18 protein-coding genes and 2 tRNA genes are annotated in these 22,558 nt (G+C 46.2%); 11 read left to right on the forward strand and 9 right to left on the reverse strand.

Annotated elements, in window-relative coordinates:
• Positions 1-42: 42 nt before the first annotated feature.
• From CLV82_RS09590 to proC, 3 genes are read right to left on the reverse strand one after another with little or no spacing between them, the layout of a single operon-like run.
• A complete protein-coding gene (locus tag CLV82_RS09590; RefSeq protein WP_133644083.1) occupies positions 43-1,242 on the reverse strand; it encodes a glutamate-5-semialdehyde dehydrogenase in 1,200 nt (399 codons plus the stop codon).
• A gap of 16 nt (positions 1,243-1,258) precedes the next feature.
• Complete coding sequence (proB, locus tag CLV82_RS09595) at positions 1,259-2,029, reverse strand: glutamate 5-kinase (RefSeq protein WP_133644084.1); 771 nt, start codon at positions 2,027-2,029, stop codon at positions 1,259-1,261.
• Between the two features lie 2 nt (positions 2,030-2,031).
• Positions 2,032-2,838 (reverse strand): pyrroline-5-carboxylate reductase, encoded by an 807-nt coding sequence (proC, locus tag CLV82_RS09600; RefSeq protein WP_133644085.1) that lies wholly within the window; start codon positions 2,836-2,838, stop codon positions 2,032-2,034.
• Between the two features lie 369 nt (positions 2,839-3,207).
• Here proC and CLV82_RS09605 point away from each other — a divergent pair, with 369 nt between their 5' ends.
• Complete coding sequence (locus tag CLV82_RS09605) at positions 3,208-4,383, forward strand: trans-sulfuration enzyme family protein (protein ID WP_133644086.1); 1,176 nt, start codon at positions 3,208-3,210, stop codon at positions 4,381-4,383.
• 54 nt (positions 4,384-4,437) lie between these two features.
• Positions 4,438-5,160 (forward strand): bacillithiol biosynthesis deacetylase BshB1, encoded by a 723-nt coding sequence (bshB1, locus tag CLV82_RS09610; RefSeq protein WP_133644087.1) that lies wholly within the window; start codon positions 4,438-4,440, stop codon positions 5,158-5,160.
• Here the strand turns inward: bshB1 and CLV82_RS09615 are convergent.
• Entirely contained in the window at positions 5,157-7,226 is a 2,070-nt protein-coding gene (locus CLV82_RS09615; RefSeq protein ID WP_133644088.1) for a tetratricopeptide repeat-containing sensor histidine kinase, read from the reverse strand. The genes bshB1 and CLV82_RS09615 overlap by 4 nt on opposite strands.
• A gap of 348 nt (positions 7,227-7,574) precedes the next feature.
• Between CLV82_RS09615 and CLV82_RS09620 the strand changes: the two genes are divergently transcribed.
• A tRNA-His gene (locus CLV82_RS09620) sits at positions 7,575-7,650 on the forward strand.
• Positions 7,651-7,756: 106 nt separating this feature from the next.
• Here the strand turns inward: CLV82_RS09620 and CLV82_RS09625 are convergent.
• Positions 7,757-9,319, reverse strand: a complete 1,563-nt coding sequence (locus tag CLV82_RS09625; RefSeq protein WP_133644089.1) for a M28 family peptidase — start codon at positions 9,317-9,319, stop codon at positions 7,757-7,759.
• Positions 9,320-9,527: 208 nt separating this feature from the next.
• Between CLV82_RS09625 and CLV82_RS09630 the strand changes: the two genes are divergently transcribed.
• Genes CLV82_RS09630 through CLV82_RS09640 form a run of 3 tightly spaced genes read left to right on the forward strand, consistent with a single transcriptional unit; the run spans position 9,528 to position 13,046 of the window.
• Positions 9,528-10,451 carry a dihydrodipicolinate synthase family protein gene (locus tag CLV82_RS09630; protein ID WP_133644090.1) on the forward strand — a complete coding sequence of 308 codons (924 nt, stop codon included), beginning with the start codon at positions 9,528-9,530 and terminating at the stop codon, positions 10,449-10,451.
• Positions 10,448-12,031 carry an aldehyde dehydrogenase (NADP(+)) gene (locus tag CLV82_RS09635; protein ID WP_133644091.1) on the forward strand — a complete coding sequence of 528 codons (1,584 nt, stop codon included), beginning with the start codon at positions 10,448-10,450 and terminating at the stop codon, positions 12,029-12,031. Before CLV82_RS09630 ends, CLV82_RS09635 begins: the two co-directional genes overlap by 4 nt.
• A gap of 7 nt (positions 12,032-12,038) precedes the next feature.
• Positions 12,039-13,046, forward strand: a complete 1,008-nt coding sequence (locus CLV82_RS09640; protein WP_133644092.1) for a 4-hydroxyproline epimerase — start codon at positions 12,039-12,041, stop codon at positions 13,044-13,046.
• Between the two features lie 55 nt (positions 13,047-13,101).
• Here the strand turns inward: CLV82_RS09640 and CLV82_RS09645 are convergent, their stop codons facing one another.
• Positions 13,102-14,409, reverse strand: coding sequence for an NAD(P)/FAD-dependent oxidoreductase (locus CLV82_RS09645; RefSeq protein ID WP_133644093.1), 1,308 nt, complete (start codon positions 14,407-14,409; stop codon positions 13,102-13,104).
• A gap of 337 nt (positions 14,410-14,746) precedes the next feature.
• Here CLV82_RS09645 and CLV82_RS09650 point away from each other — a divergent pair.
• Positions 14,747-14,831, forward strand: a tRNA-Ser gene (locus tag CLV82_RS09650).
• Positions 14,832-16,248: 1,417 nt separating this feature from the next.
• Positions 16,249-16,575, forward strand: a complete 327-nt coding sequence (locus CLV82_RS09660; protein WP_133644095.1) for a DMT family transporter — start codon at positions 16,249-16,251, stop codon at positions 16,573-16,575.
• A 48-nt stretch (positions 16,576-16,623) separates the two neighbouring features.
• On the opposite strand, the gene CLV82_RS09665 is transcribed toward CLV82_RS09660, so the two are convergent.
• The gene (locus CLV82_RS09665; RefSeq protein ID WP_133644096.1) at positions 16,624-17,088 is read right to left on the reverse strand and encodes a hypothetical protein; all 465 of its coding nucleotides are present in this window, start codon (positions 17,086-17,088) and stop codon (positions 16,624-16,626) included.
• A 157-nt stretch (positions 17,089-17,245) separates the two neighbouring features.
• Here CLV82_RS09665 and CLV82_RS09670 point away from each other — a divergent pair, with 157 nt between their 5' ends.
• From CLV82_RS09670 to CLV82_RS09680, 3 genes are read left to right on the forward strand one after another with little or no spacing between them, the layout of a single operon-like run.
• A complete protein-coding gene (locus CLV82_RS09670) occupies positions 17,246-18,004 on the forward strand; it encodes a sulfite exporter TauE/SafE family protein (RefSeq protein ID WP_133644097.1) in 759 nt (252 codons plus the stop codon).
• Positions 18,005-18,008: 4 nt separating this feature from the next.
• Positions 18,009-18,653, forward strand: coding sequence for an NAD(P)H-dependent oxidoreductase (locus CLV82_RS09675; RefSeq protein ID WP_133644098.1), 645 nt, complete (start codon positions 18,009-18,011; stop codon positions 18,651-18,653).
• A gap of 54 nt (positions 18,654-18,707) precedes the next feature.
• Positions 18,708-19,901, forward strand: a complete 1,194-nt coding sequence (locus CLV82_RS09680; protein ID WP_133644099.1) for a DegT/DnrJ/EryC1/StrS family aminotransferase — start codon at positions 18,708-18,710, stop codon at positions 19,899-19,901.
• Here CLV82_RS09680 and ribB read toward each other — a convergent pair.
• Together ribB and CLV82_RS09690 are read right to left on the reverse strand one after the other, a co-directional pair.
• The gene (ribB, locus tag CLV82_RS09685) at positions 19,898-21,064 is read right to left on the reverse strand and encodes a 3,4-dihydroxy-2-butanone-4-phosphate synthase (protein WP_133644100.1); all 1,167 of its coding nucleotides are present in this window, start codon (positions 21,062-21,064) and stop codon (positions 19,898-19,900) included. The two genes, CLV82_RS09680 and ribB, sit on opposite strands and share 4 nt — an antisense overlap.
• The gene (locus CLV82_RS09690; RefSeq protein WP_133644101.1) at positions 21,037-22,557 is read right to left on the reverse strand and encodes an LptF/LptG family permease; all 1,521 of its coding nucleotides are present in this window, start codon (positions 22,555-22,557) and stop codon (positions 21,037-21,039) included. Before CLV82_RS09690 ends, ribB begins: the two co-directional genes overlap by 28 nt.
• Between the last annotated feature and the right edge of the window lies 1 nt (position 22,558).

Here is a 22,558-nt window from a genome sequence, read left to right on the forward strand (position 1 = left end):
GTATAGCGAGAGGAAGTGGACTACTTAATTATTCAGTTGTAATTATGCTCGGACGTGACCATCACCGTATACATAGTATTTATTGGTGACAAGCTCGTTCAGCCCCAGGGGTCCCCTGTGGTGAAGTTTATCCGTGCTGATCGCCAATTCTGCGCCTACGCCCATACTTCCGCCATCTGTAAAACGGGTAGAGGCATTCTGGTAAACTGCAGCACTGTCTACCTGTTCCATAAACTGTACAGCTTTCTGCTGGTCATCAGACATGATGGTGGCTGAATGTCCCCCGGAATATTTATTGATCTTGTCCATAGCTTCATCCACGCTGTCTACCGTCCCGATAACACATTTCATGGCCAGGAACTCTTCATACCATACAGATTCGTCAGTTACCACCTCGGTCTCAGGAAGAATCTTGTTTGTCCTTTGATCCGTGAGTACTTCAACACCGTTCTCCTTCAGGAAACTGTGCAGCTCCTTCAATTTTGCTTCGTACTCTGGGAATTCGCTATGTACCAGTATCTTATCCAGGGCATTACAAGCCGAGATCTTGTGTGTCTTGGCATTCAGGATCACCTGTTTGGTCTTATCCCAATCCGCATGTTCGTCTATAAAGAGGAAGTTATTTCCCCGTCCACTTACCAATACGGCACACTCTGCGTGTTCTTTTACGAAATTGATAAGTCGCTCTCCACCTCGTGGTACGATCAGGTCCAGGGGTTGAGTCGGATTTTTAAGGAATTCCTGCGTTTCTTCCCGGCTCATGTTCATTAGCTGAATCCAATCTTTGTCCAGCCCGTTTTCGGTAAGTGCCCTGTGCCAGAAATCGACCAGCATGGCATTACTGTGTTTAGCTTCCTTTCCTCCTTTAAGCAAAATCTTGTTATTTGCTTTAAAGGCGAGTACTGCCGCTTCGATAGTAACATCTGGCCTGGATTCGTAAATGATCATGATGGTCCCGAAAGGAGCGGTTTTATTGATCACTTTTAGTCCGTCGTGGACTTCACGATCAGATATCACTTTCCCGACAGGATCTTCCTGTTCCATGACCGATTGTACAGACGCGATCATTCCGTCTATTTTTGCTTCATCTATGACCAGCCTGTCATACATGGCCTGGTCATCCCTTTTGAACAGATCCAGGTCTTCCTTGTTGGCACCCAGTAATTCTGAGCGATTTTCTCCAAGGATCCGGATCATGGATTTAAGGACGTTATTTTTCTTCTTTGTATCTAGTAATTTCATTGTAGTTTTTTTGAGTTTATAAGCTCACTTTTGTTCCCACAGCTTTTCCGGCAACGATATCCAGGATAATATTTTCCGTTTTACCGTTGGCGATGTAGGTAGGAATATTATTAGAGGCGGCCTGTTTGGCGTAATCCATTTTAGAGGCCATACCTCCCCGGCCTTCACCTTCTTTCTTCCCGGATTCTGCGATGTACTTATCGATGTTATCATCAACGTGAACATCTTGCAGTAATTTGGTTTCATCGTCTTCAGGATGCCCGGTATAAAGACCGTCAATATCTGTCAGGATGATCAGCATATCCGCATTAAGAAGGTTTGCAACAAGGGTAGCCAGTTCGTCATTATCAGAGAACATGGACATGGTCACAGATACGGCGTCATCTTCGTTTGCAATCGGGATCACTCCTTCAGATAATAAGCCTTCATAACAGTTGATCATATTTTCACGGTGCACCCCGGGGTTAAAATCACGCTTTGTCGGTAATACCTGGGCGCATTTTAATCCGTAATCCTGGAAAATATTGTAGTACAACCGCATCATCCTGGGTTGTCCGATAGCCGAATATACCTGTCTTCGCTGGGTAGGATCCTCGATCTTGGATTTACCCAATACCTCTCTCCCGGCAATTGCAGATCCCGAAGAAACCAGGACAGTAATAATATCCTGTTCATATAATTCTGCGATCTGTGAGACCAGGCTGCGTAGCACCGGTCTTACGATCCTGTTGTTCTTATTGGTCATTACGTTAGTACCAACCTTGATCACTATTTTCTTCTCGTACATAATTAATGAGTTTCTCCCAGCTCCACGGCCCTGTTAAAGGCTGCAAAAGCTGCTTCTTTAATTTTATCACTTACATTATTATCATCCATAGAATCTAATGCGGCCCTGGTGGTACCTCCCTTAGAGGCAACCCTTTCCATCCAGGAATTAGGTGAGAGTTGGGACTGGTTAAATAATTCTACCGCACCAGTAAAGGTCTGGCTGACGAGAACCTTGGAATCATTCTCCGAGAATCCCATCTGCAGGGCTGCTTCCATCATGCTTTGCATGAAGTAAAAGACATAAGCCGGACCACTTCCGGAAATACCGGTAGAGGCATCTATGTATTTTTCGCTGCTTACCCTGATGGCTTTACCCGTACTGGCCAAGAGGCCTTCAACGGTGAAAAGTTCTATGCGCGATACTTCCGGGGAAGATACATAGGAGGTGATGCCCTGACCTACTTTGGCAGGAAGGTTTGGCATTGCCCGGACAATTTTAGTGATGCCGGTAGCCTCTTGCATACCCTGAATGGTCACGCCGGCCATGATAGAAATAATGATCTTATCATTATTCAGGTAAGGTTTCATTTGCTGGAACAGCACTTCTGCGTGATATGGTTTAACAGCGACGAAGATGATGTCTGCTGCGGGAACACAATCTTTGAGGTCTTTGAACCCGTCAAAGTATTCGATCTTCCCAATTTGTCTTTGTTTTTCTTCAGAAGTGTCCAGGATCATGATATTCCTTTTCTTAAGGAAGGGGGATTTGGACATTCCTTCGGCGTAGGTAAGTCCCATGTTTCCTGCACCGATGACTAATACTGTCATAACTTTTTGTTATTTGTTTAAATATTATGAATACAACCTAAAAAAATCTGGGACATATAAAAATTCATTGAATGATGCCGGAGGTTTTAACAAAAAAATCATCAAGCTGATAATCAGACAGGTTTAAATTGTCAAATTGTTAATACGTCTTTTTTTAAGGGTGACATCAACAAGTCGTACCTCTTAATATAAGGTTTAGAGACTGGGATTATTTGTTTAATCCCTATGATTATTGACGTATATAACGGGTAAACAATTAAGGTCTGAAGGATCTGGAGCTATTCTCAACGCGATGTCCTGATCTTTGGAGAAGGCTGTCATCAGTTCTGCACTTTTTACTAACTTTATCTGCTATAGCAATACGCAGTTATGAAGCACGATAAATTAGGCCTGAATACCATTTGTACCCATACCGGTGAGCTGGAAGATGCAACATTTAAAGGAGCGGTTTCTCCTTTATATATGAGCACCTCCTACGCTTTTGAAAATGTAGATACCAAACGTTACCCCAGGTATTTCAATACTCCGAACCAGGAAGCGCTCAGCAGGAAGATCGCAGCCCTGGAAAAGACAGAAACCGCATTGATATTTGGTAGTGGTATGGCTGCAATCAGTACAGCTTTGCTGGCTTACCTCAAATCCGGTGATCACGTGGTGTTACAACAAATGTTATACGGCGGCACATATAACTTTGTGACCGAGCAATTCCAGCGTTATGGTATTAGCTATACATTTGTTAAAGGGAGCGAGGCAGATGATTTCGAGGCGGCCATTACCCCGGATACCAAGGTGATCTATATAGAGACCCCATCCAACCCATTGCTGACCATAACGGACATGGCAGCAATCGGAGCCCTGGCTAAAAAACACGACCTGGTCTCCATGATCGACAATACATTTGCCAGCCCTGTGAATCAAAATCCTATCGAATTCGGAATTGATATAGTCTTGCACAGTGCCACGAAATACATGGGGGGACATTCGGATATTCTCGCCGGCGCGGTAGCCTGCTCCGAGGAACTGATGAAGCCCATCTACCTTACCGGTCGGAACCTGGGGGGGAACCTGAGTGATTATACTGTGTGGTTGCTAGAGCGAAGTTTGAAGACCATGGGGATCCGGGTAAAAGCACAGAACGAAAATGCGATGAAAATGGCAGAATACCTGGACAGGCATAATTCGGTCAGCACAGTTTATTACCCGGGGCTTTCGTCTCATCCTGGCCACCAGCTTGCAAAGAAACAGATGAAAGGCTATGGCGGGATGCTGTCTTTTGACCTGGATGAAAGTTGTGACCCGGAAAAATTCAGGGATTCCCTGAAGCTCATTAAACCCTCCATGAGCCTGGCGGGAATTGAAAGTACACTTTTATCCCCCGCAAAAACCTCCCACGCTTTACTACCCCAAGAAGAAAGGGTGAACCAGGGGATCTCCTCCAGGCTGATCCGTTTTTCCCTAGGTATTGAAGATATAGAAGATCTTAAGGCCGATATAGAGCAGGCTATAAAGGCCAGCAAAACAGAAATGGCTGTCAACTCAAAATAATTTAAATAATAACGCCTTAGCCACACATTTGTGGCGGGGGCAATCAGATTAACTATGAAGTTAGACATATTGGTTTTCGGGGCCCATCCCGATGATGCAGAATTAAGTGTAGGCGCCACGATTGCCAAAGAGGTTGACCGGGGTAAAAAAGTTGGGATCATAGATCTTACCAGGGGAGAGCTGGGAACCAGGGGCAGTGCAGAGATCAGGGATCGTGAAGCCGCAAAAGCTGCCGAAATCCTGGGTATATCGGTCCGGGAAAATATGGAATTCGCTGATGGTTTTTTTGTCAATGATAAAGAACACCAAATGGCGCTGATCCGGATGATACGGAAATACAGGCCGGAGATCGTGTTGTGTAATGCTATAAGAGACCGGCATATTGATCATGGCAGGGGGAGTAGCCTTGTCAGTGACGCTTGTTTCCTCAGCGGGCTGCTGAAGATAGATACGCGAATGGAGGGCGATGACCAATGGCAGGATCCATGGAGGCCAAAACAAGTTTACCACTATATACAATGGATGAACCTGGAACCAGATTTTGTGATCGATGTCACCGGTTATATGGATACGAAACTAAAAGCCATTGCCGCGTATTCCTCCCAATTCTACGATCCCGACAATAAAGCACCGGATACCCCGATAAGCAGTAAGAATTTCCAGGAAAGTATTGGTTACAGGGCAAGAGACCTGGGACGGTTAGTAGGGGTGGAGTACGCCGAGGGCTTTACAGCAGAGCGGGTGATAGCAGCAGATTCCCTCGGGGATATTTTTTAAGAGGCGTTGCTGTAGGCTTTCTCGTATTTAGGAATGGTGAAGTAGAAGCTGGTACCGATCCGCAGAGCACTCTCTACCCAGATAGTTCCGTTGTTCTTCTCTACCATTTCCTTGCAGAGTGAGAGCCCCAGACCTGTACCTTTTTCGTTGTTGGTACCATATGTGCTAACGTTGGCATCCTTTGAGAATAACTTTTCCTGGGTGATCTTATCCATCCCAACTCCTGTATCCCTAACAGAGAATTCGAAATGCTTCTGGTGTTCCTCCACCTTCAGCTGTATAATTCCATTGTCCGGGGTAAATTTAAGGGCATTACTGAGAAGGTTTCTCACCACGATATCGATCTGGTTGGTATCTGCATAGACCAGGGTATTTTCCGGAATTTCATTATTGATGGTAATTTTCTTGTTCTCTGCCAATTCCGAGAGCAGGTTGATATTTTCATCCACCAGCGAATCAATAGCGACTACCGTGGGTTTCGTGACTGCACCGTTCATCTGGGTATAGCCCCATTGAAGAAGGTTATTCAGCGTAAAACTGATGTGATCCACATCATCGCGGAGTTTGGGAATAAAATCCCAAAAATCATCTTTTCCTATTTCCCCGTCCTTGAACATATTCAGTAAACTTTGCAGTGCACCTATAGGCCCCCGAAGGTCATGACCGATTATAGAGAACAGTTTATTCTTTGTACTGATGTTTTCCTCCAGCTCGGCCTCTCTTAGTTTTAGACTCTCCTGTTTTGACTTTAATTCCAGGTTAAGCTGCTTCTGAATTTTTTGCCCCCGATGTACCAGGTAGGTCACTACGATAAAAATCAAAAGTACAAACAAGGCGATATTCACATAACTCTGCTGTTTGGCAAGCTCCCTTTTGTTATCTTCAATCAGGGCAAGTTTTTGCTTGTCGTATTCGTTTTTGGTTTTGAGCATGCTGAGGATCTTGGAATTCTCATTCCTTGAGAGGGTATCAGACAGTCTTTGGAAAAGCTCGTGGTAACGCAATGCTTCTTCGTAACTCTCTTTGTTCTTGTGTATCTTATAGAGGGTCTTGGCACATTTCTGGGTACCTTCTGTAAACTGAATCCTCGTCGAAATAGCAAATGCATTCTGTGCATATTGCTCAGAGATACTGTCATTTCCGGTACCCAGGTGGGCTTCGGCCATTCCGTTGTACAGATCTATAATACCCCGGTCATCCTGGATCTTCTGGTGGAGCAGCTCACTCTGGTGATACCAGTAAAGGGCCCATTTATAGTTTTCCTGCTGCAGGTAGACCTTTCCTTTGATCTCGTATGCAAAAGCCAGCCAGTCTTCCAGGTTACGGCGCTCAAAAACGGCAATAGCTTTATTGATATGGAACATGGCGTATTCCTGTTCCCCCATTTCGGCATAAACTGAGGCGAGGTTACTGTTGGTCTGGGCAGAATAAACTTCGTTGCCGATCTCTTCATTCAGTTTTGATACCTTTTTAAAGAATTCCAGCGACTGTGAGTAATCGTTTTGTGAAGCATACAGGTTGGCAATGTTCTCATTCATGATAGAGAGCATTTCCAGATCGTTAACCTTGGTAGCCAATTCTATCCCCTCCAGGTAGCCGCTTAACGCTTTGGAATAATCTCCTATATAACCGTATTCCGATGCCAGGTTGTTCATCGTCTGCAGGGCTATCCCTGTATTTCCTATCTCATTGGCAACATTCAGGGATTTCCGGTAAAATGTAACGGCCATTTTATTATCCCCTTTATCGGAATAATAATCCGCTATCCGCATAAAGGAATAACTCTCACCCTTGCGATAATTGATCTTCCTGCTGTAAGCAAGGGCATCTTTCGCCAGGATGTACAAACTGTCAGAGTTGTAATACCGGATTTCCTTACCCAGGTTCAGTAGGAGGTCTATGTAAAGGGAGTCTTTCTGGTACTCTGCACTACTGGCCTGTAACTGTTTTATCTTTCTTTTCAGTTCCTCACGTTCGTTGATCTGGGCATTAACGGCAAGGGCGACTACCGGTAAAAGTAACATGCAGAATCGGACAAGCCTTTTAAATGAAATACTTACGAACATGGATAATGGTTGTTTGGGACAAATTCGGTTTAAATAGGTTGTGATAAAGTTACCTATACAACGACGCTCATTTTAATTTATGTTGTGAAAACCAAATTTTTGGTAGTTTTATCGATGTCAAAGTGTAGTTCATCGATATTTTACAGGAAGCCTTCAAAAAAAGTAAGTTTTGGCTTACACATTTCAGCCTTTGTATATCTGAGCAGGGTGATAGAAAAATTTGAATATTTTTTTGGAAGCTTGCGGTAAAAAAAAGTACCTTTGCCACCGCTGACAAACAGGGGATTTTCCCAAGGGAAGATCCGGATGGCTGAATAGCCGACCAGTTTGAAAGCAAAAATGACAAACGGTGGTTGTAGCTCAGCTGGTTAGAGCGCTGGATTGTGGTTCCAGAGGTCGCCGGTTCGAACCCGGTCTTCCACCCGAAACATTGGATAAAGTCCCTTTCCTCACAGATTGGGACTTTTTTTATACAAAAAAATGGAGGTCACAGACCTCCATTTATATTTGGCAGTAATTATACCTGTTGATTATTTGGCAGCTTTATCCACGGTGATACGCTGTTCCCGGTTAGCTAACTCCCAGGCGGTGTAAAAGACTAACTGGGCCCTGTTCTTTAACAGGTCATAATTGATCTTGTCTGGAGTATCTGTATGCCGGTGGTAATCTGCATGAGTCCCGTTGAAGTAAAAAATGATCGGGATGTTATTCTTGGCAAAATTATAATGATCACTCCTGTAGTAGAAGCGGTTTGGATCATTCTCGTCATTATAGGTATAATCCAGCTCCATTTGGGAGTATTTATCATTAACAGCTTCGGATAATTGATGAAGATCCGTACTCAGTTTATCAGACCCGATGAGGTAGATATAATTGCGGTCACCATCCCGTTTCGGGTCAATCCTACCGATCATATCAATATTCAGGTTCGCAACCGTATTGGCAAGCGGGAATATCGGGTCAAAATCTGTATAATACTGGGATCCAAGCAGTCCCTTTTCTTCCCCCGTCACATGCAGGAATACCAGAGACCTTTTTGGGCCATTGCCTGCTTTTGCAGCCGCCTTAAAAGCTTCGGCGATCTCCAGCATGGCCACGGTCCCGGAACCGTCGTCATCCGCACCATTATTGATCTTCCCGTCATCGTTGACTCCTATGTGATCCAGGTGCGAGGAAATCACGATATATTCCCCTGGTTTTTCTGATCCCTTAATAAAGGCCACGACGTTTTCAGAACTGATCTGTTCATTCTCGCTTTTTAAATTTATGGTCACAGGCCTATCCAGGACTTTTGCTTTATTATTCTCCGGAATTTCTGGATAAAGGGAGTTAGCCATGTCCTTGGATATCACGATCAGTGCAGCATTTTCATCCTCTTGCTTTAATCCCATCCGGCCCGCATTATTACGGCTCATATAATCAAAAGATCGTTTAAACCTGGAATAATTCTGTGGGTCATAGAACAGTATGGCTTTGGCTCCTTTTGCCGTAAGAACCTCCGATTTTTTGGCAAGGCCTTCAGACATCTTACCCCATTCAGAAGGTTGCATGGTTCCTGACACCCGGTATGTTTTATCCTCTGCCATAGGTTCCCCGGCTTTAATCAGGACTACCTTTCCGGCTACATCCAGTGATTCAAAATCTGAATAATTGGTATCTTCTATTCCATATCCTGCGTAGACCAGCTGATCTGCATTGATCTCCGCAGAAGAGAAGGTGATGAAGTCCTTTCCCATAGTATAGGTTTGCGCTCCGGAGGAAACTGAACCTTCAGGTAACTTAGTGATCTCCAGCGGTACTTCCTGGAAATAATTCCCATCTGCCTGCGCAGCGGGTATCTGCATTTGCTGGTACTGTTCTTTAAGGTAGTTTACCGCTTTTTTCTGACCCTCTTTCCCCGTTTCCCTGCCCTCAAAATCATCGGATGCATAGGTGAAAAGGTGTTCTCTTAATTCTGATTCGGTAATAGTTGCGGCATAGGTCTTTGCCGGATCTGCTATTGGTTTATTTTCCTGTGACTCCGTTACCGTAGTCTGGGAGGAGTTACAGGCCATGAAAAGGCCAAGAGCCAATAGGGATAATTTGTTCTGCATTATTGTGTTTTTTGAGAATTCATCAAAAATAGTGAAAACTTCTGCAATTCCACGGCCCCTTTTTAAACACGTTCTGATAATAATTAACATACTTATTTGGCCAATTTTCCGGTATTAAGATCATGAGGATAATACTGTAATAAATTATATGGGACTACCTTGTGGTCCATCCAAAAGAAATGTATTTTGCAAAGTAAATCAGCCAATTATGAAATTCAAATGGGAAGGTGTAATGCCGGCCATGACCACCAAATTCACAGCGGATGACAGCCTGGATCTACCCGCTTTTAAACATAATTTACGAGCCCAGCTCAATGCAGGGGTACATGGAGTAATTTTAGGCGGCTCCCTGGGGGAGGCCAGTACCTTATCCCAGGATGAACTGCAGCTTCTGCTCAGGGAAACTGTCGCCGAGGTAGGGGATAGTATCCCTGTCATCAGTACGATAGCCACCGGGTCTACCAGGAATGCCCTGTTATTCGCACGGCAAGCCAGGGATTGCGGGGCAAGCGGATTGATGGTCCTTCCTCCGATGCGGTATAAAGCCACGGAAAGGGAGATCCTGCAGTTCTTTGAATCGATAGCAAAAGAGACAGATTTGCCTGTCATGATCTATAATAATCCTGTGGACTACCAGATCGGGGTGAGCATTTCTATGTTCGAAACCCTGTTGAAATATGATAATATCCAGGCAGTAAAGGAATCTACCCGGGACATTTCTAACATCACCAGGATAAAGAACGAATTCGGAGACCGGCTTAAGATCTTATGCGGGGTAGATACCCTGGCGTTGGAGAGCCTGCTGATGGGAGCCGATGGTTGGGTAGCGGGCTTAGTATGTGCTTTTCCCGCAGAAACTGTGGCCATCTATGAACTGGTCCGCGCAGGAAGGACAACAGAAGCCCTGGAACTATACCGGTGGTTTCTTCCCTTGCTGGAGCTCGATATCAACCCCCAGTTAGTTCAGAATATTAAACTGGCAGAGGTAGCCACCGGTCTGGGGACCGAACATGTAAGGTTACCGAGACTGCCTTTATCCGGTGAAGAACGTATCCGCGTTGAAAGGATCATAAAGAAGGCAATGGCTAACAAGCCAGAATTGCCCGACTACAAAAAATATCTTCAGTCATGATCACGGGAGAGAATTTTATAGGAAAGACCCGCTCGGCCACAGGCAGTAAACAGTTTTCAACGTTTGACCCGGTAAAGGCCAAACCAAACCCTGAACAGTTTTTCGTGGCCACCGAAAAGGAGATCGATGATGCTGTAAACCTGGCTGCATCGGTATTCCCTGTTTATAGTGATACCAGTGCTGAAAAAAGAGCAGGGTTTCTCAGGGCTATAGCAGACGAGATCAGCGAGCTTGGGGATAGCTTAATCGATTGTTATTGCCGGGAATCCGGGTTGCCGGAAGGCAGGGCAGCAGGGGAGAGGGGAAGAACATTGAACCAGCTAAGGTCCTTTGCAGATTATATTGAGACCGAGGAATGGAGAATGCCTGTTATCGAAACAGCTGATCCCGGCCGTGAACCGAATCCCAGGCCCGATCTTCGGAATGCATTATTTGCGCTTGGACCTATAGCGGTATTTGGGGCCGGGAACTTCCCATTTGCTTTTTCTACGGCAGGGGGCGATACGGCCAGTGCCCTTGCAGCCGGGTGTCCTGTGGTTTACAAGTGTCACCCTATGCATGCCGGCACAAGTGAAATGGTAGCTTCTGCCATAATCCGGGCTGCAGAGCGCACTGGAATTCCGGATGGAGTGTTCTCACACCTGCACAGCCAGGGAACTACCGTGGGGCAGCAACTGGTTGCCCACCCCGGGATCAAAGCTGTTGGTTTTACAGGCAGTATGGGAGGAGGGAAAGCCTTATATGATCTTGCCGCGCAACGGGAAGAACCCATCCCGGTGTTCGCGGAAATGGGCAGTATTAACCCGGTACTATTACTGCCGCAGGCTATGGAGAAGGATGCAAAGGGGTGGGCGGATAAATTCGCTGCCTCGATCACCCTTGGAGCAGGACAGTTCTGTACCAACCCGGGCTTGTTCATCAGCGAAGAGAGTCCGGCATTGGACCGGTTCATAGGAGCCCTTTCAATGTTCCTGGAAGATAAGGAGCAGGGGACTATGCTTCACCCGGATATACATCAGAATTACCTGAGATGGACTTCTCTGCAGAAGAAACAACCCAATACCCAGATCGTATCAGATCCCGGGGAGAAGGATCAACAATACAAGGCAGCCCCCGTTCTGCTTACCGTATCAGGACTAGATTTTATAAAGAACCCGGGATTGCAACACGAGGTGTTTGGCCCTTTCAGCCTGGTCGTAAAATGTTCCGGTAGTGAGGAGGTACAGGAAGTAATAAATGTGCTCCAGGGACAGTTGACTGCTACGGTCATTGGAAATCCTACAGAGATGGACAAGTACAGCGAACTGGTAAAAGACCTGCAATCCAAAGCTGGTAGACTATTGTTTAACGGGGTTCCTACGGGGGTTGAGGTTTCAGAAGCCATGCAACATGGGGGACCATATCCAGCTACTACGGACAGTAGGTTTACATCAGTCGGAATGCGTGCCATTTACAGGTGGGTAAGACCGGTCTGTTACCAGGATTGCCCACAGGCCCTGTTACCCGACATATTAAAGAATGGTAATCCCCTGGGGGCAAGCAGGAAGGTAAACGGGCAGTATACTACACAATCTATATAACCGGCGTATGGCAGTACATGTCTTTGAATGTATAGACGGCCACACTTGTGGAAACCCGGTGCGGGTTATAACCAAGGGTGCCCCCATGCTGGTCGGTGCAAACATGGCAGAAAAGCGGCAGCATTTCCTGGCAGAATACGATTGGATCCGGAAAGGCCTTATGTTTGAACCCAGGGGGCATGATATGATGAGCGGGAGCATATTTTACCCGCCGACAGATCCAGAGAACGATGCCGGAATTCTCTTTATAGAAACCAGTGGTTGCCTGCCTATGTGCGGTCATGGAACCATTGGCAGTGTAACCATTGCCATAGAACACCAGTTGATTATCCCTAAGAGCCCGGGGACCGTACGTCTTGAAACTCCGGCCGGACTGGTTACGGCCGCCTATGGATTAAAGGGAAATAAGGTCGACTGGGTACGCATTATCAATGTTCCTTCTTTTTTAATGGAGGAAGGGCTGATGGTGGATACACGGAGACTTGGGCCACTGCGATTTGATGTGGCATATGGGGGAAATTTCTATGCCATCATCGACCCCCAGGAAAATTACGGTGGGTTGCAGTTTTTATCTCCTTCAGAAATTGTCCACTTCAGCGGGGAGATCCGCAAGGAGATCAACACCGCATACCCAGACAGGTTTATCCATCCCCTGGACAGCCGTATCAAGCATGTGACTCACCTGATGTGGACCGGTGATACAATCAGTCCCGAGGCAACCGCGAGGAATGCCGTCTTCTACGGGGAAAAGGCGATAGACCGTTCGCCATGTGGAACGGGAACCAGTGCCCGGATGGCCCAGTGGTATGCTAAGGGAAAATTACAGCCGGGCGAATCATTTATCCATGAGAGTATAATAGGTTCACGCTTTACCGGGAGAATTGAACAAATAGCGAGAGTAGGGAACAGGCCTGCCATCATTCCCAGTATAGAGGGATGGGCAAGGGTATACGGGCAGAATACCATTACTATAGATGACAGTGATCCGTATGCATATGGCTTCCAGGTACTCTGACCCGGAAACAATTATCCAAATTGACGATGGGCCCGTATTTACTCCGGCCCAGGGATCAGACATTCTTGCCTTTCAGCATTTTTTTCCAGTATAAATAGGGTAGACCATACTTTTTTAACATCCACAGGCGCCAGTGTTCTTTGGCACTGTCAAAGACCAGCATCTGCTTTAGTTTTGGATCCGGGGTAAAATTATTCTTATAATCAAATTCCGCCAGCACCATCTTACCGTAGTCGGTCACTAAAGGACATGATGAATAACCATTGTAGCTCATAGTACCGATCTTGTGATGCCTAATGAGCAGGTCAAGATTATCAACGACTACAGGGACCTGCTTTCTTATCGCTGCACCGGTTTTGGCAGTGGGTATGCCGGCTACGTCACCCAGGCTGAAGATATTGGGATATTCTTTGTGCTGCAGTGTACCCGGGTCTACATCTACCCAACCGGAATCATTGGCCAAAGGTGAATTTTTTACAAAATCCGGAGCCACGGAAGGAGGGGCGGTATGCAGCAGGTCATAATGAATTCCATAACGGTTCCCATCAACCGAGACCTTTACATGTTTATAATTATACTGCAAGCTTTTGTCAAGCCTGCTAGTGTCCCCCTCTTTATCAGCAATCACCGTACATCCCTGCTGTACTTCTTTACCAATTTCATACCATGCAATCTGTCTTTTGCTATCTACCTCGACAAGTCTATGGTAGAATCTCAGGTTGATATCCTTCCTGTCCACAACACTTGTAAGGGTCTTGGCTATTTCCGGTATCCCGAATATTATGGTGCCCGGAGTCGCAAATACCACCTCGGTTTCATCGCGAACCCCGCTTTTCCTGAAATAACTCTCAGCGAGGTACATGATCTTCTGCGGGGCTCCCCCGCATTTAATCGGTGTGGCCGGCTGGGTGAAGAGGGCCGTTCCCCCTTTAAAATTCTTTATAACATTCCAGGTATGTACAGGATCCGTATAATTGCTGCAAACCACCCCTTTGTCCATGGCTTCTCCCAAACCGGGTACCAGGTCATAGTCGTATGCCAGCCCGGGGGCTACTACCAGGAAATCATAAGTCACAGACCCGGAAACAGATGTGAATACCCGGTTATTAACAGTATCGAACTTTGTGGCTTTATCCTTTATCCATTTCACTCCTTTTGGGATCACGGAGCCCATGGGCTTTGCAGTTTTATCAAAATCATACGTGCCCGCACCTACCAGCGTCCAGGCCGGTTGATAATAATGCTTATCTGCCGGTTCAATGATGGCAACATCAATAATTTTCTTTTGTTTGCGTAATTGGGCAGCGACCATAATTCCGGCAGTTCCGCCCCCGATGATCAGGACTTGATAATGTGGATCCATTTTTGTTACAATTAGTTGTTTCTATAAAAATAGATGATATATGTCTGTCCGACAGTAACTTGTGTTACAGAGGAGACATCGGATTCGGTTAAAGCTTATTTATTATTCGAATCCAGGCATTAGAGCAACTCTGCAGGTCATGGATTTTTGAAAAACCCATTTCCAGGAGTACTCCTGCAGAAAAGGAAGCGGGATAATAATGCTAAACCGTGAAGGTATCGTTTAATCGCGCGCGGGAGTATGAGATTAATCTTCAGTTCCATACATTCTTTTTGGACAATAATTTAAAGAAAGGCTATTGATAATAGAAAATCCTTTTTATATTTGCAGCCGCTAAGGAGGAATGGCAGAGTGGTCGAATGCGGCAGTCTTGAAAACTGTTGAGGGTCACACCTCCGGGGGTTCGAATCCCTCTTCCTCCGCATAAAAACCCTGGGTGTAAGCCAAGGGTTTTTTTATTCCCCAAGCGTACCGAGCTCGCTCGGTTAAGCGAAGGGGAATAAAAAAGACCACGATGCGATAGCATCGGGTTTTTAATGCAGAACCCCCTCCCGGGGATCGCGAGCGAAGCGAGTAATCCGCTATCTCAGTAAGCAGTTTGCAGTTTGCAGTGGGCAGTAGGCAGTCTAAGTTCGAAGTTCGAGGTTTGAAGTTCGAGGATCGCGGTTTGCAGTATGTAGTTCGAAATTCGAGGCCTGCCAATGGCAGGTAAATTCGAAGTTCGAAGTTCAAAGTTTGCAGTTTGCTGTTCGAGATATAAAGCATTACTACTACATTGTCACCCTGTCCCCTTTGTCATCTCTGTCACACTTTGTAACTATGTACCTGTGTACCTAAGTAACGGTTCGAAGTTTGAGGCCTGCCAAAGGCCCGTCCGACCGGCACGGGCGGGCAGGTAAATTCGAAGTTCGAAGTTCAAAGTTTGCAGTTTGCTGTTCGAGATATAAAGCATTACTACTACATTGTCACCCTGTCCCCTTTGTCATCTCTGTCACACTTTGTAACTATGTACCTGTGTACCTAAGTAACGGTTCGAAGTTTGAGGCCTGCCAAAGGCCCGTCCGACCGGCACGGGCGGGCAGGTAAATTCGAAGTTCGAAGTTCAAAGTTTGCAGTTTGCTGTTTGAGATATAAAGAAATTTACTCCATCGTCACCCTGTCCCCTTTGTCACCTTTGTCACCCATTTAACGGTGTGACGGCGTGACGGCCTAACGGTGTCCCGGATTACCCGCCTGCAAGTTTTCTGCACTGAATTCATTTAACTTGAGCATGGGGCGGGGTTAAGAGCCCCGGTTTTCAGTAGGCAGTTTGCAGTGGGCAGTAGGCAGTCTAAGTTCGAAGTTCGAGGTTTGAAGTTCGAGGTTTGAAGTTCGAGGTTGGAGGTTCGAGGAATGTAGTTTGCAGTTCGCGGTTTGCAGTTTGCTGTTCGAGATATAAAGCAATACTATTCCATCGTCACCCTGTCCCCTTTGTCCCTCTTTGTAACTATGTACCCCGCCCGTACCAGACGGCACGTTCCTGCCCGACTACGTCATTCAGGCGGGCGGGCGGGCTGTGTACCTTTGTAACGGTTCGAAGTCTGAGGTTTGAAGTTCGATGTTCGAGGAATGTAGTTTGCAGTTCGCGGTTTGCAGTTCGCGGTTTGCAGTTTGTTGTTCAAGATATAAAGCAATACTATTCCATCGTCACCCTGTCCCCTTTGTCACCTCTGTCACACTTTGTAACTATGTAACTATGTACCTGTGTACCTATGTAACTATGAATCTAAGAACCAAAGTACCCATCCCAATACTATTTTTTATATCATCTTTGCATGGTTAACACGATAAGACCACAGTATGAATTGGTTGCTCCTGATCATCGCCGGATTATTTGAAGTTGCTTTTGCTTTTTGCCTTGGTAAGGCTAAAGAAACTACGGGAAACGAGGCGAACTACTGGTACACTGGTTTTGTGCTTTGTCTTGCCATAAGCATGTACCTGCTAGTGAAAGTAACCCGGGAACTTCCCATCGGCACCGCCTATGCCGTGTGGACAGGGATAGGTGCTGTAGGCACAGTTTTGATAGGAATATTGGTATTTAAAGAACCGGCCACCTTCTGGCGGGTATTCTTTATTACTGCCCTGATCGGCTCTATTATCGGCCTGAAAATAGTTTCGGTTTAAAAAAGTTCTTACAATAAGGGAAGTGGGCCGGCATCCAGCTCCATATGATCAGTATTCCTCTACCTTGGTATGGATCAGACGATCAAACCATTCCAGTTCAGGGTCACGTTCGTCTATTAGCTGGTTACCCACTATTTCAAAAGTAGCATTACCCATGACCAGTTGCCCGTCATAGATATTCCAGGTACCCCTCTTTATAAATGCTTCGTTGCCGCAGGTATACCTGTATCCTTTGCTTACGGTATCTGTGCTGGTAACCAATTCTACCGCTATGGTTTCATAGGTACGGTCTTCCCTGATCACTGTGATCACTTCCAGGCATGGAAGGGCTTCCACCAGGTTGTAAAAAGCTACTCCGCCGTAATTGAATTCAGACGGATCATTAGATCTTAGCTCGGTTAAGCGGTAAGTTCCGTAGAGTCCGGAAAGTTCGTCCGCCTCTGGCGTTTCCTTGGAACAGGATACTGTCAAAAGAAGTGAAGCAAATAGCAGAAGTAGAGTACTGATCTTCATCGTCCGGGGGTTTATAGGAAATAACTCACAAATAAAACTAACAAAAAATAGAAAGTCATCGTCCTGATGTAGCTATTAATCGATGAAATGCAACCACATTTTAGGATAATCTCGATGAACGACAATCATAATCTTATTCAAGCCGTATTTTTGCCACATGGAAGAATGGTACCATTACCCCTTATTGATCGCTGTTGGCTTTGTTGTAGGGTTTATCAATACTGTTGCCGGCGGTGGTTCCCTGCTCTCCTTACCCGTGCTTATATTCCTGGGACTACCTCCTGCCGTGGCAAACGGTACCAACAGGGTGGCGGTTATTATCCAGACCGCTATGGGCGTAGCAGGCTTTAAAAGCAAGGGGGTGTCCACCTATCCCTTTAATGTTTACCTGGGAATTGCTGCCCTGCTGGGTTCCCTCATCGGGGCATACATGGCAGTGGATGTTAAGGGCGAGACCTTTAACCGCATCCTTGCGGTTGTTATGGTCATCGTGGTCTTAATCATTATCTTTAAACCCAGGATAAGGATAGAGGATTTACAGGAGCGACTAAGTGGTAAATATTTCTGGATAGCGATTGCATCCTTTTTCTTTATCGGTATCTATGGCGGATTTATCAATGCCGGGATCGGTTTTATCATAATCCTTTTCCTGCACTTTATAAATCGCCTATCCCTGGTGAAAGCCAACGCAACCAAGGTGGCTGTCGTGTGCATCTATACCCTCGGTGCGTTGATGGTCTTCGCCTGGAATGAAAAAGTGGTCTGGCAGGTAGGGCTGGTTCTTGCTGTAGGTAATGGGCTGGGGGCCTGGGTGTCCAGTAGGGTATCGGTAAATAAGGGAGATGGTTTTATTAAAACATTTTTAGTCGTTATGGTTGTCATTATGGCTGTAAAACTTTGGTTCTTTAATTCGTAATTGCATGGAGGAGTTTATAAAAAATTTGGAATGGCGCTACGCGGTTAAAAAATTTGATGAAAAGAGAATGCTGCCGGATAACGATATCGCTGTCCTGAAAAAATCATTTAACCTGACTGCCACTTCCTTTGGTTTGCAACCGATCCGCCTGGTTGTTGTAAGTGATAAGGAGCTGCAGCAGAAATTATTGCCTTTATCCTACGGGCAGAAACAGGTTGCACAGGCATCCCATGTCCTGGTTCTCTGCATTGAAAAAGAGATTACGCCGGACTATATCAGCGCTTATTTTAAAACCATCAAGCAGGTAAGGGGAACCAGTGATGAGATCCTGGAGCCATATAAGGAACAGATGCTGGCCACCTTTGCCGGATGGGACCAGAAACAAGTGGAGGAGTGGGCCAGGAACCAGGCCTATTTGGCTCTGGGGAACCTTCTTACCATTTGTGCTTTCCGTAAAATTGATTCCTGCCCCATGGAAGGATTTTTACCTTCCGGATACGATGAACTCCTCGGTCTTGATAAAAGAGGGTTGTCCTCTGTACTTGTCTTGCCTGTGGGGTACAGGGCGGAGGATGATATGTTCTCAGGATTCAAGAAGGTCAGGCGATCCATGGATAAGACCATCATCCATATTCCCGACCCATCGTAACCTGTCACCACCTGAACTAATATTTAATCGAAAGTTTTTTTAATTTTTATATGTATGCCCGGATTCGAATTGTTTGGAGATAATGAACGGAAAGAGGTACAGGATGTATTATCCACAGGGGTACTGATGCGTTATGGTTTTGATGGTATGAGGCAAGGGCATTGGAAGGCCAGGGAACTGGAGCATGCCCTGGCACAGAGAATGCAAACTGCCCATGCCCAGCTACTAAGCAGTGGTACAGCCGCGCTGACCGTAGCTATGGCCAGTGCCGGGATTGGAGCAGGGGACGAGGTGATCTTGCCGACATTCACCTTCGTTGCCAGTTTTGAAGCTGTATTGGCCCTTGGTGCGATACCTGTGCTGGTGGATATCGATGATACCCTTACGCTTGATCCCCGGGCGGTAGAAAATGCCATCACCAACAAGACCAGGGTGGTAATGCCGGTTCATATGTGTGGTTCTATGGCAGATCTCCAGGCGCTTAGATCGATCTGTGACAAACACCGGTTACTCTTGGTCGAAGACGCCTGCCAGGCAATAGGAGGAACTTACCAGGGTAAACCCCTGGGTAGTTATGGTGACCTGGGGTGTTTTTCATTTGATTATGTAAAAACGATTACCTGTGGGGAAGGCGGGGCATTGATCACGAACAATGAGACTTTTTACAGGAACGCAGATCATTATTCCGATCACGGACATGACCATGTGGGGAATGATCGCGGGGCTGAATCACATCCGTTCCTGGGATACAATTACAGGATATCCGAAATGAATGCTGCCGTGGGAATAGCTCAATTGGCCCGGCTGGATGATTTCCTTGCAATACAGGAAAAGCATTATTCCATTATGCGCAATGCACTCGAAAGTATTCCCGGTATCTCGTTCCGCCGTGTCCCCGAAGGAGGTGTGGAAAATTATTCCTTTTTAAATTTTTACCTGCCCAATGAACAGGCTGCCCGCGAGGCACATGCTGCGCTAGGTCCTGCAGGGGTTGATGCCTGTTTCTACTGGTATGACAATAACTGGCATTACCACCGGAAATGGGATCATCTTAAGCAATTGAAAAGTTTAGGAAACCTGAATTCTGAAATCCGTGAGAGGCTGAGGAACATGCCGGATGCCAGGTTCACAGCTTCCGATCATTGGATGGGCAGAACGATCTCAAGTTTAGTTAAACTGGGCTGGTCCGAGCAGGAAGTTCATAAGAGAGCTACAACGATGGCCGAGGTCCTGAAGCAGTACTGCTAGTATGGCACGTAATCCACGATCTCCAGGCCGTACCCGACTATACCGACTCTCTTGGATTGGGTAGTGTTGGTCATGATCCTCATCTTGCTGATGTGCAGGTCGTGCAGGATCTGGGCACCAATACCGAAATCCTTACTGTCCATTTCAATTTTAGGAGCTTTCATGATGCCGTTTTCCTGGTTCTCTTTCAGTCCCCGGATACGCTTCAGCAAATTGAAGGACTCACTCTGCTGGTTAATGAATACGATCACTCCACGCCCTTCTTCATTCAGCGCCTGGAACATATCGTCCAGTTTCTTGTCCGCGTTGTTTGTTAGGGTACCGAGGATATCATTATTGACCAGGGTAGAATTGATACGGGTCAGTACCGCCTCGCCGGGTGTCCAGCTGCCTTTGGTCAATGCCAGGTGAACCTGGTCGTTGGTAGTTTGCTGGTAAGCGTGCAAAGTATATTCTCCGAACCGGGTATTCACCTGGAAAGATTCCTTCTTGACAATAAGGCTGTCATACCGCATGCGGTATGCCACCAGGTCTTCAATAGAGACCAGTTTAAGATCAAATTTTTTAGCTACTTCCACCAAGTGAGGTAACCTCGCCATAGTGCCATCTTCGTTCAGGATCTCTACCAGGATTCCGGCCGGCTCAAAGCCTGCCAGGCGTGCAAAATCTACCGCGGCTTCGGTATGTCCTGTCCTCCTGAGAACTCCCCCGTTCCTTGCCCTTAATGGAAAGATATGTCCGGGTCTTCCCAGGTCGTGCGGCTTGGTTCTTTTATCAACAAGTGACTTAATGGTCTTAGCCCGGTCATGTACAGATATACCTGTGGTACAACCCTGGCCGATCAGGTCTACGGAAACAGTGAACTGGGTGTGGTGCAATACAGTGTTATTTTCCACCATCATATTCAGCTCCAGTTCAGCACAACGCTTTTCCGTGAGGGGCGCGCAAATTAGTCCACGGCCATGGGTGGCCATGAAGTTGATCATTTCAGGGGTTACGCTTTCCGCTGCAGCGATAAAATCGCCCTCGTTCTCGCGGTTTTCATCATCCACGACAATGATCACCTTCCCCTGCCTGATATCCTCTATCGCCTCCTCGATAGTATTCAGTACTATCTTTCCTTCCTTGCTGCTGATCACGCTGTCTTTTTTTTCTTTTTCCATTTAAATAGCCTACTAATCTTTTGTACGAAGTGGCCCATATCCATTAGCCCCCTGTCTGCGGTCGCCCTGCGTGTCAGGTAAACACCCAAAGGTAACATTATTAATGTAGAAAGCCATGCCCCGAGCATAGGGTGAATGTTTCCTTCCTTCGCATAATTCCCCGCAAAAACGCCGAGGAAATAATACGCCAGGAAAAGCACGATCGCAATGACCATGGGCAGTCCAAGTCCTCCTTTCCTGATGATGGCCCCCAGGGGTGCTCCCACGAAGAAAAGGATGATACAGGAGAAAGCAAGGGCGTACTTATTATGCAATGACAGGATGTGCATATTGTAAATTTTGTACCGGCGCTGTAATTCCTCTTTTTTACCCTGGACAGAATTCAGGATATTGGTTACCGAGTTATTAGCCGAATTGTAGATCTGGATACGCTGCCATTCTGCGTAAAGTTCCGTGATGTCTTCAGGCACGGGTCCCAGAGAATCCTTAACTACCTTTTCCGGGGTAAATCCTGCAGTAACCAGGCTGTCATTTGCAGCCGAAAAATCATTATTTATACCAGGGGTAGCTGATTGCAGGGAATCTGGTACTTTTAGGGGGAATGCTCCCATCCGGTTCACGATATTCTTTGAAAAGGCCACAACAATCTCCGTGTTATTTTCTTTCAGGGAATCAATATCCTTTTTTAACCGGGAGATATTCTTCATCTTATCAGTGCGGACATTCCGCTCCTCTTCCAGGTCCTGGGTATTGTCCGGGATCTCGATATTGATGGTATAAGTGTCAAAATTTGATTTGGCAAAAGGGTATTTTCGTCTTTCCTCGCTCGACTTTGGCCTTAATTCTTCGTAATAATGACCATCCTTGAGCACCAGTTGGATAATGTCTGACCCCTCGCTGGAAATGAGTTCCCCGGATTTTGCTTTGATCACGGTGTTGTTGATCTGCAATTCGGATTTCTTGTGAATGATCACATTATCCAGGAAGCGGTCATTTTCACCTGACTTATTGTCGACCTTGATATTCAGCCCTTCAAAATCACTGAAAACTCCTTCTTCTATGACGGCTGCGGGTTTCACCGTAGCAATATTCCTGCGCAGGTTGTAGATCTTCTGTTCAGAAGCTGGGATAACATTATTGGCAAAATAGAAGGTCACAAATCCCAGGAAAGTAACAAACACTACCAGGGGTAACATGGCCCGTTGCAAAGAGATCCCTGATGCTTTCATGGCGGCAAACTCGTAGTTCTCAGCAAAAGCACCGAAGGTGAGGATAGAGGAGAGGAGCACCGTAAGTGGCAATACCTTCTCCGTCAGGTTCGGCATCAGGTAGAACAGGAATTTACCTATAATGATCAGGTCCAGTCCTTTCCCTGCAAGGTCGTCAATAAAAAGCCAGATCGTCTGGAATATGAAGATGAACATCAATATTACAAACGAACTGAAAAAATTCAGGAGAAACCGCCTTAGTATATATTGGTCAAGGATCCGCAAT

The sequence above is a fragment of the Zeaxanthinibacter enoshimensis genome, assembly GCF_004362865.1.
Lineage (GTDB): Bacteria > Bacteroidota > Bacteroidia > Flavobacteriales > Flavobacteriaceae > Zeaxanthinibacter > Zeaxanthinibacter enoshimensis.